The organism is Desulfuribacillus stibiiarsenatis, from assembly GCF_001742305.1.
Classification (GTDB): Bacteria; Bacillota; Bacilli; order Desulfuribacillales; family Desulfuribacillaceae; genus Desulfuribacillus_A; species Desulfuribacillus_A stibiiarsenatis.
On record NZ_MJAT01000012.1, the window covers coordinates 329,602 to 343,232 of the forward strand.

The following is a 13,631-nucleotide window of genomic DNA, read 5'->3' on the forward strand; positions in this document are numbered from 1 at the left end:
GTAGTAAATATATCTAGTATATTTATAAAGGGGTGATTGGCATCAGTATTCTTATTGTGGATGATTCAGTTTTAGTAAGGGTATTAATTCATGATTTGTTAAAAGAGAAAGGTTATAAGAATTTAGTTATGGCTTCATCTGCAAGGGAAGCGATTGCCTATATTCACCAGAACATAAATAAGAAACATATTACAAAGAATCAACAAATCGACTTAATTCTTATGGATGGAATTATGCCAGATATAGAAGGCGTGCAGGCTTGTAAAATGGTCAGAGATATTGATGGTATGCAGGATGTACCAATTATTATGGTTACAGGGAAAACGGACATAGCGACATTAGAGGCCGCTTTTGAAGCAGGGGCTAATGATTATATTACGAAACCTTTTAATACACTTGAACTATTAGCTCGAGTTAGAGCTGCTTTGCATCTCAAATATGAGATTGATAAAAGAAAAGCTAGAGAACGTGAATTAGAAGAAGTTAATAAATTGCTACAAGAGCTTTCATCCATTGATGGATTGACAGGTGTAGCAAATCGTAGGAGATTTGATGAAGCACTCTTAACGGAGCTAAAACGTGCTGTTCGCAAAAAAACGCAATTGTCAGTTGTGATGATTGATATAGATTTTTTCAAAGAATATAATGATACCTATGGACATCAACAAGGGGATGAATGCTTAAAGGAAATTGCCAATGTATTAAAGGAAGTAGGAAAGAGGCCTGGAGATGTTGTGGCTCGCTACGGTGGAGAAGAGTTTATCATTATATTGCCAGACACTGATGTTTTAGGTGCAGAAAATATTGCATCGATTGCTAGACAGAAAGTTGAGGAAAAAGAAATACCGCATAGTAAATCAAAGGTTAGTTCGTATGTTACAATTAGTATTGGCGTAGCTACGACAAAAAACCATAGTTATACGAAAGAGAAAATATTATCAGAAGTTGATAAAGCACTATACCATGCGAAAAGAAACGGAAGAAACAGGGTATCCGTTTATGAATAGAACCGTATTTTGAGAATATAAGTAGTAATATAAAAAAGCTTAGACAATGCATATGGGGTGAAGAATTTGAAAAAAGTAATATTATTATCAGGGAGTCCTAATAAAGTAGGAAATACAGTGCAAATCATGCAAGAATGTGAAAAGGTTATAAAAAATCAAGGTCTAGAGACGGAGATTATTTCTTTAGCAGGAAAGTCGATTCATTCTTGTGTAGGCTGTAGAAAATGTAAAGAAATTAAACGTTGTACCATAGACGATGGATTAAATGAAATTTTAGAAAAGGTAAAAGAAGCAGAAGGGTTTATTATTGGCGCTCCAGTTCACTTTGGCACTGCCCGTGGCGATTTAATGAATACGATACAAAGAATTGGTATGGTATCGTACGGGACAGATCGATTCTTATCATGGAAAGTAGGAGGACCTATTGCAGTAGGACGTCGCGGAGGTTTGTCTACTGCTTATAATGAGATGCTTATGTTTTACTTCATTAATGAAATGATTGTACCTGGTTCAACATATTGGAATATAGTATTCGGTAAAGAGCCTGGAGAAGCATTGAAAGACACAGAAGGGTTGAACACAGTAAAACGCTTCTCTGAAAATGTAGCTAAATTGATTACCAAAATTCATAATTAATAGGTAATTCAAATACAACATCTAATCGATTGCAGATGTTGTATTTTTTTTGTTTATTGACAAATACTAACTTCTATATCCAAATATTCTTGAAGGGGACATTGGTATGCCAATATACAATAGAAGAAGACTCTTAAATCAAGATATTCCTACAACGCCGAGCATTGCTCCAGCTGTTCCAGAAAAACCCAAAAATACGACTAACAAAAAAGATGAACAAAATATTATTGATACGATTAAAAATTTTGGACAAACTAATATTCCTCAAACTGAAAGCAACATTCATTGCATTAATATTATTGGACAAGTGGAGGGACATATGATTCTACCTCCACAGAACAAAACGACAAAATATGAACACATTATTCCGCAGATTGTAGCCGCGGAACAAAACGATAAAATTGAGGGGATTTTAATCATACTAAATACCGTTGGAGGAGATGTAGAGGCAGGTTTAGCATTAGCAGAAATGCTATCAAGTCTTTCAAAGCCAACCGTGACACTCGTTCTAGGTGGTGGGCACTCTATCGGGGTGCCGATTGCTGTTTCCTCTGATTATAGTTATATTGCAGAGACGGCTACAATGACGATACACCCTATCCGCTTAACAGGTTTAGTGATTGGAGTGCCACAAACATTTGAATACTTAGATAAAATGCAAGAGCGTGTAGTTCGTTTCGTTACGAAACACTCTAAAGTTTCAGAAGAAAAATTTAAAGAATTGATGTATAAAACAGGCGATTTAGCGAGAGACATAGGTACAAATGTTATTGGTTCAGATGCAGTTAAATACGGGTTGATTGATGAAGTTGGTGGTTTAGGGCAAGCTCTTAAGAAGTTGAAGTCTTTAATAGAACTAAGTAAAAAAGGAGACATGCTTCAGTGATAATATACACTCCACTCCCTATCGAATCTGTATTGCAAAGTAGCGAAGAGGTTCAACCAACGTACATTGAAATAGAATATGAGGGTCGATTGGTTCAATTAGAAACTATTGATAATTATCAAGCAAAAATAGTTCGTCTAGTGAGTAGTAATCCGAATGACTATTTAAACAATACATATATGCCAGGCAAAATTATTTATTTTCGCCCAAATTAATACCAATGTATAATATTCCTCTATCCTTTAGGGTAGAGGCTTTTCTTTCATAGTCAGAATTTATAAAAATTCTGACTATAAGTAACAGCAACTAAGGCATTCACCTTCGTCGGAAGGACTTGCTGTATGCCAAGTTTTGTTTATATATTGCGATAAATTACTTTGTGGATTATGATTAAACAGGGAAGACAAGACAGAGAATAAAGAGGTGGGAGATTGGAATTTTTTAAAGAATTAAATCGTAATCTTAAATATGAATCGATTGGCATTATAATATTAGTTATATCAGCTTTGACTTTAGGTAAGTTTGGATCAATCGGTGGATCGCTAGCGTTTCTTACAAAGTTGATAGCGGGAAATTGGGGGTTTCTCTTACCGTTATTTGCGGGAGCTTTTGCGCTGTATCTCATGATTCATCGTTCTACTGTGAAGCCGAATACGCGCTTTTATGGAGTATTTCTATTTTTCTTAATACTGTTAATTTATAGCCATTTGAACTTATATGTTCAACTTTTAGGGAAGACAGGTTCAGATTTCAATATCATTTCAAGTACATATGTGGCAACGATAGAAAATAGAGTTACTGAAGAGTCCGTTGATTTAGGGGGCGGGCTCATTGGAGCATTACTATTATGGGGGTTCATTTATTTATTTGATGTGAATGGAACGAAACTTGTGCTATTAGGATCTTTTCTTATTGCATTGTTATTCTTTACAAAGCTTTCGATTGGCGATGTATTTAAGAATATAAAAATTAGAGTAGGGAATTTAAGAGATCAATGCGGCAACTACTTTTCCAAACTGTTTGATATCATGAAAAAGGATATAAATAAAAATGACCAGATTGATTCAAAAACACATGAATCGACAGATAAAAATAGCTATATTCATGAAACTAAGAATGTAAATCAAGTGACGAAAGATCATTTTATAACCGCAGAAACGCAGCAAGATGAAACGGAAAAAGATGTAGTAGCAACAAAATTAGAAGATAAGGCAGTTACTGCAAGAAAGTTCGAAAAAGAAGAAGTATTAAAAGATCTAGAAGCAGTATTAGCAGTGGACAATAAGCCTCTTGCCGGTTTAACCAATATGTCATACGATTTTCCTCCCTTACAATTATTGCAACAAAGAGCTACGAAATCTAAGGGCGACGCTGGGATAGTTGCAAATATTCGCAAATTAGAAGCAACCCTAGAAAGCTTTGGAGTAGTCGCTAAAGTTGTTCAATACAGTCAGGGACCTGCGGTTACTCGATATGAGTTACAACCAGCAATTGGGGTGAAAGTTAGTAAGATTTTAAACCTTACTGATGATTTAGCACTGGCCTTAGCAGCTAAAGATATACGAATGGAAGCTCCTATTCCTGGAAAAGCAGCAATTGGTATTGAAGTTCCTAACCAAGAAGTTGCTGTCATTGGTTTAAAAGAAGTGCTAGAAAGTAAAGAATTTAAGCAAGCAAACTCAAAATTAACAATTGCTTTAGGGAAAGACTTGTCCGGTAACTCAATAGTTGCAGATTTGGCGAAGATGCCGCATTTATTAGTTGCAGGATCTACAGGATCAGGGAAGAGTGTTTGTGTCAATGGTATTATTACAAGTATCTTGTATAAAGCAAATCCTGATGAAGTTAAATTTTTTATGATTGATCCTAAGATGGTAGAATTAAACGTATATAATGATATTCCGCATCTAGTGACCCCTGTTGTCACAGATCCAAGACAAGCAGCATATATGCTTAAACGGGTCGTACAAGAAATGGAGCGCCGCTACCGACTTTTTGCTGATCGAAAAACCCGCGACTTAGAACGTTACAACACGATTATCCGCCAAGAAATTGAAAAGGGAAATCATAATTTAGAATGTTTACCGCAGATAGTTGTAATCATTGATGAATTGGCAGATTTAATGATGGTTGCTCCGGGCGATGTTGAGGATGCCATTTGTAGAATTGCTCAAATGGCTAGAGCTGCAGGGATACATTTAATCATTGCTACACAAAGACCAAGTGTTGACGTTATCACTGGAATTATAAAAGCCAATATACCAAGTCGTATTTCATTTGCTGTTGCTTCTCAGACTGATTCTCGGACAATTTTGGATATGGGTGGAGCGGAAAAGCTTTTAGGTAGAGGGGATATGTTATTTTATCCAGTGGGTGCTTCAAAGCCAGTAAGGATTCAAGGGGCGTATATAGCGGAAGAAGAAATTGAAGCAGTTGTAGATTTTATAAAGAAACAAAAAGAAGCAACGTACAATGAAGAATTATTGAAATTTGACAGTGTAACAGAAGAGAAAGAAGCATCAAATGCTATAGAAGATGAGTTATACCCACAAGCAGTGGAGCTGATTCTAGAAGTAGGACAAGCATCTGTTTCATTTTTACAAAGAAAACTAAAAGTAGGATATGCTCGTGCAGCTCGTTTAATCGATTCTATGGAGGAAAATGGAGTTGTTGGTCCATTTGAAGGAAGTAAACCACGAGACGTGTTGCTGACTAAGGATGAGTACTATCACATCAAAGAACAACAAAAAGCTAATTTGGAAAACTAAATTGCACCATATGGTATTTCTTATATTACTATCACATATGATTCATTAAAGTATCTTGTACAAGATAAAGGAGAGATCTTTGATGAAAGATGTGATAATAAAGGACGCCATTAATAAAAGTGGAATCAAAGGCGTATTAACATTTGATCCCGATGTTATTAAGACAATTGCTGCAATTGCTTCCTTAGAAATTGAAGGAATCTATGCCATCAGCGGGGGGATTTTTGATGGCATAGCCCAAAAGCTAAGCAATAAACATTTATATAAAGGTATTAAAGTCGAAATAGGTAGCGAAGAGGTTTCCATATCCTTGTACTTGATTGTTGAATACAACCACTCGATTCCAGATATTTATCATAATTTGAAGTCTAACCTTCAACAATCATTAGAATTTATGACTGGGTTAAAGGTTCAAGAAGTAAATGTAAGAATTGATGGACTAAAAATATATGACGATAAAGAAAAGGAAAAGGAAGTAACGTACTAAGGTACGTTACTCGTAACTATCCATTTTTGTTTTACGATTCATATAGCGGTTTCTTATGAAATAACCGGCAATAGTAAAAGCAGCAAAGCTTACAAATTGAATAATCCACATATTTTTCATCTCGAAATTCGTTACAAAGCTCCATGGGCTTTTGCGTTGAAATTTAAATAACATAATGCTACCTCCTTTCTTTTGTATAATTATTTTTCACAAGTATTAAGTCAGGTATGTAAAGATAAGACGATTATATATTAGCGATATTGGAAATATATTCTAAAAATAACTTGGAACTTGGTTGGTATAACCAAGTTTTTTTGTATTGTGCATACTATCCCGAATTACACAAATAATGTAATTAACAAGAATTTTGAAAGGATAGAGCATATATGGAAATCCCTAAAAGGGCAAAGCGCTTTACTGGTTTAGTAGAACCATGGAACATTCATAAAGAGCTGAGTCGAAATTTATCTGTATTAAAGGAATTATTTAAAAAAAGTGATGATGTCGTATTTAGAGACTTTTTTGTGAAATTCAACAATGTTGAAAAAAAAGGCGTAATTATATATATAGAAGGGTTAATTAATAGCGATGTGATAAACAGAGATATCCTTGAAAGAATCGTCACTGTTGATTTTTTAGTAAATCCATACCTAAAAACAGATGCGATGGATGGAAAAAAATGGATGAAAGAGTTTATCGAACGTTGTTTGTCTGCTAATAATTTAAGTCCATGTGAAACTATTACCGAGGTGAAAGATGGGATATTAAATGCACAAGCAGTGTTATTAATTGATGGTATTGACGCAGGTATCGTTGCAGGTGTAGAAGGATTTAGCTTGCGCGGAATTGATGAACCAGATTCTGGAGTCGTAATCCGTGGGCCAAGGGAAGGGTTTATAGAAAACCTTAGAACGAATACGGCATTGATACGTAGAAAAATTAGAAGCCACCATTTAAAAGGTGAAACAATCACGGTAGGGAGAAAGACGAATACTAAAGTTTGTTTGGTATATTTAGATGACACTGTCAACCACGAAATATTAAAAGAGGTAAAAGAAAGGATACATAGAATCGAAATAGATGCGATTCTTGAGTCAGGTTATATTGAAGAACTAATTGAAGACAATCCATTTTCGCCTTTTCCATCAATGAGTGTAACGGAAAGACCAGATGAAGCAACGGCTGCAATACTTGAGGGAAGAATAGCTATTATTATAGACAATACCCCATTTGTGCTAATCCTCCCAATGGTATTCCAAGATTTATTGCATGTAAGTGAAGACTATTATAATCGCTACACTGGTGGTACGATGATACGAATTATTCGTTTTATCGCTTTATTTATTTCTTTATTTTTACCTAGCTTGTATATTGGTGTTGTCACGTTTCATCCAGAGATGTTACCGACTCCATTATTGATAAGTATTGCTGCCGCACGGGAAGGTGTTCCATTTCCAGTAATTATTGAAGCTTTCTTAATGGAATTTACTTTTGAAGCGCTTAAAGAAGCTGGAGCAAGAATGCCAAAAGCAATTGGTTCCACAGTGAGTATCGTAGGGGCATTGATTTTGGGTGAAGCTGCAGTAAGTGCTGGGCTGGTTTCTCAACCGATGGTTATAGTCGTTGCAGGTACTGCAATCGCTGCTTTTGCAATTCCTGGTTTTGGGACCCATGCAGGAATTCGTTTTATTCGATTTATCTTTCTAATTTTAGCAGGAATTTTTGGGTTATATGGTGTTATTATAGGCTTAATGTTCATGCTTCTACATCTATGTTCTATGAGATCATTTGGTGTGCCTTACATGGCACCTTTTGCACCATTGATTACAGAAGATTTAAAGGACTCCATTGTTCGTGCCCCATGGTGGAGTTTAAAGTATCGTCCTCAATTATTCAATTGGAGGCGACAACGAAGAAATAAAACACCAAGACCAACACCGCCTATTGTCGTTCTATGTTTATGTATTTTAAGTGGTATGTTTTTAACGGGTTGTTGGAATATGGAAGAAATCAATAATCGAGCAATAATCGGTGGTATTGGCATAGATAAAATCAAAGAGGAGGAAGATAAGGAGAATCAGATTTCTATGACGGTCCAAATCATTAAACCTGGAGTGGTGGCTGGTGCGTCCGAAGGTGGTGGCGGGGGCAATCCTAATGCAAATTGGATTCTCGATACGGAAGGAAAGAGTGTTTTTGAGGCAGCTAGAAACCTAGTGAGATATTCTGGAAGACAGATCTATTGGGGACATAATCAGGTTGTTGTCATTGGAGAAGAATTGGCTAGGGAAGGTGTAGGAACAATATTAGACTTTTTCGACCGTACTCCTGAAAATCGTCTAAGAACATGGTTTATTGTCGTAAAAGGAGAAGAAGCGAAAAAAGTTCTTTCAGCTACTCCCCACTTAGAATCCTTATTAGCAGTTGAACTTTCTTCAATGCTACAAGCAAGAAGAGATACATCATTTGCAGCTGCGATAAATTTACGTGATTTTTTATTTTTTCTCTCGATTCCCTCAAGAGCACCAGTAGCATCCGCTGTTGAGGTATACACGGACGCGGATGGAAAAGAATCACTATTAATTACCGGTAGCGCAGTATTTGACCGTGATAAGTTGATTGATTTCTATGATGAAAATCTAACGAGGGGAATACTATGGGTTGTAGGTGATGTCGATGGTGCAGTAATTCCAGTAGACTGGGATGGAATCGTAGGAGCAATTACTGCACGAGTACTTTCAGCTGGATCCAAAATCAAAACTGATGTTGAAAATGGGCAAGTCAATGTGACAATCACAATTGATATGAAAGGTAAAATTACAGAAATTGAAGAGGATATCGACTTAAGATCTTTAGAAGCATTAAAGAGTGTGGAAGATAAAGTTGCAGATAGTATAAAATCTGAAATAGAAAAAGTTATAGAAAAAGCAAAGGAAGATAAGGTCGATATCTTTGGCATCGGAGAACATGTACGGAGACAAAACCCTCGAGAATGGAAGGAGATATCACAAGATTGGAAAGAGATATTTCCCGATATCAATTTTCAGGTACAAGCAAATGTCAAAATTAAACGTTACGGTGTAACTAGAAACGTAGGAATCAGTAATTCACAATAATTAATTATAAAAAAGATGCTAATTATGGCATCTTTTTTATAATTAATGTATGATTTTATGCAGGAAACAGATTCTAAGTGTAGAATACTCTATTGGTGATGCGTGTGAAACGGGTAATTTATTTGGAAAGTGAATACGATAAATTAGTAAACCATATGAGTAAAATCATAAGGGATTATGAATTTTGTTGCATCGGAATCTCTGGAAATACTGGATTAGGGAAAAGTACTGCTGTTAAACAAGTCGCATGTAATCTGAATAAAGCCATTTTAGAGTGTCATGAGTTAGAACCAGAAGCTTGGGGATGTTTAAATGATACTTTTGCTGCAGCAAATAAAACGAATCAGCTACTACTTTTCGATGGAATCATTGTTTCTTTTCATTTGCATCGTAAATTTTATCAAGATTTGTTCCTAAGGTATTTACATGCAACAACCATTGTAATTGAACATCCCGACATCTTTCTCGAGCAAAATAATTTATCTGGGGATGTATTTGATATCATTTTCGAGATTCGAACAAATTCAAATCATCACGTAACATATCCGTTTCTTTATTGAGGTTTGTATGGATTTGATACTTACTACACGGAATCTTAATATAAATTTTTAGGGGTGAGATTGTGAGTTCAATTGGAGAATACTTAAAGAGCAAAAGAATAGAAACTGGGTTAACCATTGACGATATTTCGAATATAACGAAAATTAGCACGCGTTATCTCCAAGGGATTGAGGATGATGATTGGTCTATGATGCCGGGAGATTTTTATGCGAAAGGTTTTATACGAAGTTATGCGAAAGCATTAGATGTAGATATTAGCGAATTATTATCTGAAAGTGAAAGCTTTAGAGACTTATCGAGAACACATAAGTCACAGCAAAGCACTTTTATTGCCCCAAGAACTTCTGCACCAGCTAGAGCGAAACGTTTCGGCAAACTTTTCTCACTTACTTTAGTGCTTTTATTAGTATTTGCTGTTATTCTTACAATTTTTTATTATGTTTCAACGACAGAATTAGATACTCAAGATATTGATAATAATCAACTAAACCCTGACACTGTAATTGATCCGAATCAAGTGTCTGATCTTGAACCACTTCGAGAAAAGGATCCTATTACTATTCCGGAACTTAGTGAGGAGCAGCCAAGACCGGAAAACGTTACGATTACATTGACGGAGCAAACTCAAACAAGTTATACATATCAAGTAAATTCTGCGGAACTAAGTATTAAGATTGAAGCTATAAATGGTACTTGCTGGTATGAGGTAAGGGAGAACGATGGTCGAGGCCGAGTGTTAAGTACGAAATCGTTGACCAAAGGTAATGCAGAGGAAGTGAATCATAATCAAAATCTTTGGATTCGACTTGGTAATCCAGATGCAGTCAATCTATTTATTAATGAGACATTATTGGATAAAGAAGCTAGCTCAAGCCCGAGAAATTTTCAATTGAATATTGAAAAGGATTAAAAACACCCTTAGTGGTGTTTTTTTGACACAAATTAAGCCTTATATTATACTTGAAAAGGGTAAAAGCGATTAGCTTATGGGGGAGAAAAATGAATCATTTATCGGTAACAATTGTAACATTAGGATGCGCTAAAAACTCTGTTGATTCAGATATTATGCAAGATATACTACGTTCAAAAGAATTTCATATCGTAGAAGATTTAAAGGATGCCCAAGTCATTGTAGTCAATACGTGTGGTTTTATTGACTCTGCGAAAGAAGAGTCAATAAACACTATTTTGGATATAGCTGAATACAAGACTACGGGTAAATTACAATATTTAATAGTAACAGGATGCTTAGCGCAAAGGTATAAAGATGAGTTGATGAAAGAAATTCCGGAGATAGATGGAATTGTTGGAACAGGTGATTTTGATAATATACATAAGATAATTTCTGAATGCCATCAGGGATCGCGGCCGGTTTATGTAGGTCATCCAGCTATCTCATATGATCAGTTCACTAATTTCCATGAAAATCGCAAAGCTGGGCCTAGTGCATATGTGAAAATTGCAGAAGGATGCAATAATTTTTGCACTTTTTGCATTATTCCTAAACTTCGTGGAGCTTACCGAAGTAGAACGATTGAATCAATTACACGAGAAGTACAAGCGTTAGCTAAAAATGGAACGAAAGAAATCAATTTAGTTGCTCAAGATTCCAGTTGTTATGGAATAGACATATATGGTGAACCGAAAATAACAGGGTTGCTCTATGCTCTTCAAGAAGTAGAAGGAATTGAATGGATTCGTCTTCTATATGCTTATCCAGGTAACTTTAATGATGATTTAATCCATGCTGTCGCTTCACTTTCTAAGGTATGTAAATATGTAGAATTACCACTGCAACATAGTGAAGACCGAATCTTGAAACTAATGAGACGCCCAGGACTACAAACCAATATTAGGGAGTTGATAGCAAAGATTCGAACACAAATTCCAAACGTTGCCATTCGTACTTCGTTGATAGTTGGTTTCCCAGGTGAGACGATTGAAGATTTTGAATTACTTAAGCAATTTGTACAAGAGATTAAATTTGACCGACTAGGAGTCTTTACTTATTCTTTAGAGGAAGATACTGCTGCTGCAAATTTAACGAACCATATTGAGCAAGATGTTAAAGAACGTCGTGCACATGAAATCATGGAGATTCAGAGGGGTATTACAGAAACTAGAAATTCTAATTTCGTGGGAAAAATTTTACCTATTCTAATCGAAAAATTACATGAAGATGGAACAACATATATCGGTAGGACACCATTTGATGCGCCAGAGATTGATGGTGAAGTATTCGTTACGGGTAAGGAGATAGAAATTGGTAAAATCATACCTGTTACTATTACACATGTAATAGATTACGATTTAGCCGGGGAGGTTTCTAATGTTAAACCTAGCTAACAAAATTACTTTAACTAGAATATTTTTAGTGCCAATTGTCATGTTGTTTATGTTAGTGAAATTTGATTTTGGAAGAGTTTCCATAGTAGGTGTCAGTACATCATTAAGCGAGATTATTGCTGCATTTGTTTTTATATTAGCTGCTAGTACCGATGGTCTTGATGGATACATTGCTAGAAAGAAAAAAATGGTTACGAATTTAGGAAAATTCCTAGATCCTTTAGCAGATAAACTACTAATCTCTGCGGCTTTAATCTCATTAGTAGAAATGGGAAGGTTAGAGGCATATGTTGCAGTTATTATAATTAGTAGAGAATTCGCAGTAACAGGATTAAGACTTGTTGCTGCTGCTGATGGGCAAGTAATTGCTGCGAGTAAGCTTGGGAAAATAAAGACAATTGCTCAGATTGTAGCTGTTGCATTATTAATATTAAATAACTTTCCATTTACGTACATTAATTTACCTTTAGATTTAATCAGTTTATTTTTTGCTGTTATTATCACAATTGTTTCCGGTATAGATTACTTCTATAAAAATCGTCATGTGATTATAAAGAAATCTTAGGTGGAGGGGATTTAGTGAGAGCTGAAATTATTGCTGTAGGGACTGAATTGTTATTAGGTCAAATAGCGAATACCAATGGTCAGTACTTATCGCAAAAGCTTGCAGAAGTTGGGATTGATGTGTATTACCATACTTGCGTTGGTGATAATTTCGATAGAATCATCGAGATTTTAGATATTGCATACAACCGCTCTGACTTAATCATACTCACTGGTGGTTTAGGACCAACGGATGACGATATTACCAAAGATGCAGTTGCTACATATTTGAATCTATCTCTTTTACTCGATGAAGTTTCGGCGCTACAGATTAAACAGTTTTTTTTAGAACGCCAGATACCTATGCCAGAACGAAATCTAAACCAAGCCATGTTACCAGAAGGGTCAATAGCATTAGAAAACTGCAATGGTACAGCTCCAGGTGTTTTTTTAGCTCATAACGAGAAATATATGTTACTGCTTCCTGGTCCGCCTAGGGAATTACAACCTATGTTTAGTAAAGTTGCCATACCAAAACTATTGCAATTTATCCAAAAGGATTCCATCATACATTCATTAACATTACGTTTTTTTGGCGTGGGAGAGTCTCGACTAGTGGATATCATAGATGATATTTTAATATCACAGACGAATCCTACAATTGCTCCACTATGTAGTGATCAAGAAGTTACATTAAGAATCACAGCAAAAGCAGGTAATGTGAAAGAAGCGCAAGAGCTGATTGAACCTGTTCGAGATTTAGTAATAAATCGATTACATGACTATTATTATGGGACTGATGAGCAATCGTTATTATCTCTGGTTCATGCACGATTATTACAACAAGGATATACAATATCAGTTGCTGAGAGTTGTACAGGAGGTCTATTAAGTAATATGCTTTCCACACTTGCAGATAGCTCTCGATATTTCATGCAAGGGTTTGTTTGTTATAGTAATGCAGCAAAAATATCTTTTGGTGTTCCGGAACAATTGATTGAAGAAGCAGGAGCAGTAAGTGCTGAGGTATCAACATATTTGGCAAAACTAGCCAGAGGGAAGCATGATACAAATATTGGCATTGGTATCACTGGTTATGCAGGGCCTACTTCAGATTTTGGAAGAAATGTGGGAGAAGTATTTATAGCTATCGATGCTGATGATTATCAAAAAATACATAAATTCCAGTTTAATGGAAACCGAGATTCTATACGTATGAAAACTGTCAAAACAGTATTATTTCTATTATTGAAACACATGGAAAGTAAGGGTGAATAAATT

13 protein-coding genes are annotated in these 13,631 nt (G+C 35.5%); 12 read left to right on the forward strand and 1 reads right to left on the reverse strand.

Annotated elements, in window-relative coordinates; translation table 11 throughout:
- Nucleotides 1–56: 56 nt before the first annotated feature.
- The 6 genes from BHU72_RS07350 to BHU72_RS07375 all read left to right on the forward strand — a co-directional run bounded on the left by BHU72_RS07350 (nucleotide 57) and on the right by BHU72_RS07375 (nucleotide 5,784).
- A complete protein-coding gene (locus tag BHU72_RS07350; protein WP_218076112.1) occupies nucleotides 57–1,007 on the forward strand; it encodes a diguanylate cyclase in 951 nt (316 codons plus the stop codon).
- Nucleotides 1,008–1,073: 66 nt separating this feature from the next.
- On the forward strand, nucleotides 1,074–1,643 hold the full coding sequence (locus tag BHU72_RS07355; protein ID WP_069701964.1) for a flavodoxin family protein: 570 nt from the start codon (nucleotides 1,074–1,076) through the stop codon (nucleotides 1,641–1,643).
- Nucleotides 1,644–1,749: 106 nt separating this feature from the next.
- The gene (locus BHU72_RS07360; RefSeq protein ID WP_083248314.1) at nucleotides 1,750–2,529 is read left to right on the forward strand and encodes a ClpP family protease; all 780 of its coding nucleotides are present in this window, start codon (nucleotides 1,750–1,752) and stop codon (nucleotides 2,527–2,529) included.
- Nucleotides 2,526–2,744: a YlzJ-like family protein gene (locus BHU72_RS07365; RefSeq protein WP_083248315.1), complete on the forward strand. Its 219-nt coding sequence runs from the start codon at nucleotides 2,526–2,528 to the stop codon at nucleotides 2,742–2,744. The genes BHU72_RS07360 and BHU72_RS07365 overlap by 4 nt, the downstream gene beginning before the upstream one ends.
- Nucleotides 2,745–2,960: 216 nt before the next feature.
- Nucleotides 2,961–5,297 carry an FtsK/SpoIIIE family DNA translocase gene (locus BHU72_RS07370; protein ID WP_069701965.1) on the forward strand — a complete coding sequence of 779 codons (2,337 nt, stop codon included), beginning with the start codon at nucleotides 2,961–2,963 and terminating at the stop codon, nucleotides 5,295–5,297.
- An 82-nt stretch (nucleotides 5,298–5,379) separates the two neighbouring features.
- Nucleotides 5,380–5,784 (forward strand): Asp23/Gls24 family envelope stress response protein, encoded by a 405-nt coding sequence (locus BHU72_RS07375; protein ID WP_083248316.1) that lies wholly within the window; start codon nucleotides 5,380–5,382, stop codon nucleotides 5,782–5,784.
- 6 nt (nucleotides 5,785–5,790) lie between these two features.
- Here BHU72_RS07375 and BHU72_RS15860 read toward each other — a convergent pair whose 3' ends face one another.
- Nucleotides 5,791–5,958 (reverse strand): hypothetical protein, encoded by a 168-nt coding sequence (locus BHU72_RS15860; RefSeq protein WP_176720430.1) that lies wholly within the window; start codon nucleotides 5,956–5,958, stop codon nucleotides 5,791–5,793.
- 212 nt (nucleotides 5,959–6,170) lie between these two features.
- Here BHU72_RS15860 and BHU72_RS07380 point away from each other — a divergent pair, with 212 nt between their 5' ends.
- The 6 genes from BHU72_RS07380 (at nucleotide 6,171) to BHU72_RS07405 (ending at nucleotide 13,628) form a co-directional block, all read left to right on the forward strand.
- Nucleotides 6,171–8,900, forward strand: a complete 2,730-nt coding sequence (locus BHU72_RS07380) for a Ger(x)C family spore germination protein (protein ID WP_069701966.1) — start codon at nucleotides 6,171–6,173, stop codon at nucleotides 8,898–8,900.
- A 104-nt stretch (nucleotides 8,901–9,004) separates the two neighbouring features.
- Nucleotides 9,005–9,460: a DUF3388 domain-containing protein gene (locus tag BHU72_RS07385; RefSeq protein WP_176720431.1), complete on the forward strand. Its 456-nt coding sequence runs from the start codon at nucleotides 9,005–9,007 to the stop codon at nucleotides 9,458–9,460.
- A 62-nt stretch (nucleotides 9,461–9,522) separates the two neighbouring features.
- Nucleotides 9,523–10,371, forward strand: coding sequence for a helix-turn-helix domain-containing protein (locus BHU72_RS07390; protein WP_069701968.1), 849 nt, complete (start codon nucleotides 9,523–9,525; stop codon nucleotides 10,369–10,371).
- A gap of 89 nt (nucleotides 10,372–10,460) precedes the next feature.
- A complete protein-coding gene (rimO, locus tag BHU72_RS07395; RefSeq protein WP_069701969.1) occupies nucleotides 10,461–11,807 on the forward strand; it encodes a 30S ribosomal protein S12 methylthiotransferase RimO in 1,347 nt (448 codons plus the stop codon).
- On the forward strand, nucleotides 11,791–12,372 hold the full coding sequence (gene pgsA, locus BHU72_RS07400) for a CDP-diacylglycerol--glycerol-3-phosphate 3-phosphatidyltransferase (protein ID WP_069701970.1): 582 nt from the start codon (nucleotides 11,791–11,793) through the stop codon (nucleotides 12,370–12,372). Before rimO ends, pgsA begins: the two co-directional genes overlap by 17 nt.
- A 14-nt stretch (nucleotides 12,373–12,386) precedes the next feature.
- Nucleotides 12,387–13,628: a competence/damage-inducible protein A gene (locus tag BHU72_RS07405; protein ID WP_069701971.1), complete on the forward strand. Its 1,242-nt coding sequence runs from the start codon at nucleotides 12,387–12,389 to the stop codon at nucleotides 13,626–13,628.
- Nucleotides 13,629–13,631: the final 3 nt, after the last annotated feature.

Excerpts from the sequence above, each read along its gene's own strand:
- rimO (WP_069701969.1), top strand. The coding sequence starts at position 10,461 with ATGAATCATTTATCGGTAACAATTGTAACATTAGGATGCGCTAAAAAC.
- BHU72_RS07360 (WP_083248314.1), top strand. The coding sequence starts at position 1,750 with ATGCCAATATACAATAGAAGAAGACTCTTAAATCAAGATATTCCTACA.
- BHU72_RS15860 (WP_176720430.1), bottom strand. The coding sequence starts at position 5,958 with ATGTTATTTAAATTTCAACGCAAAAGCCCATGGAGCTTTGTAACGAAT.
- BHU72_RS07375 (WP_083248316.1), top strand. The coding sequence starts at position 5,380 with ATGAAAGATGTGATAATAAAGGACGCCATTAATAAAAGTGGAATCAAA.
- BHU72_RS07380 (WP_069701966.1), top strand. The coding sequence starts at position 6,171 with ATGGAAATCCCTAAAAGGGCAAAGCGCTTTACTGGTTTAGTAGAACCA.
- pgsA (WP_069701970.1), top strand. The coding sequence starts at position 11,791 with ATGTTAAACCTAGCTAACAAAATTACTTTAACTAGAATATTTTTAGTG.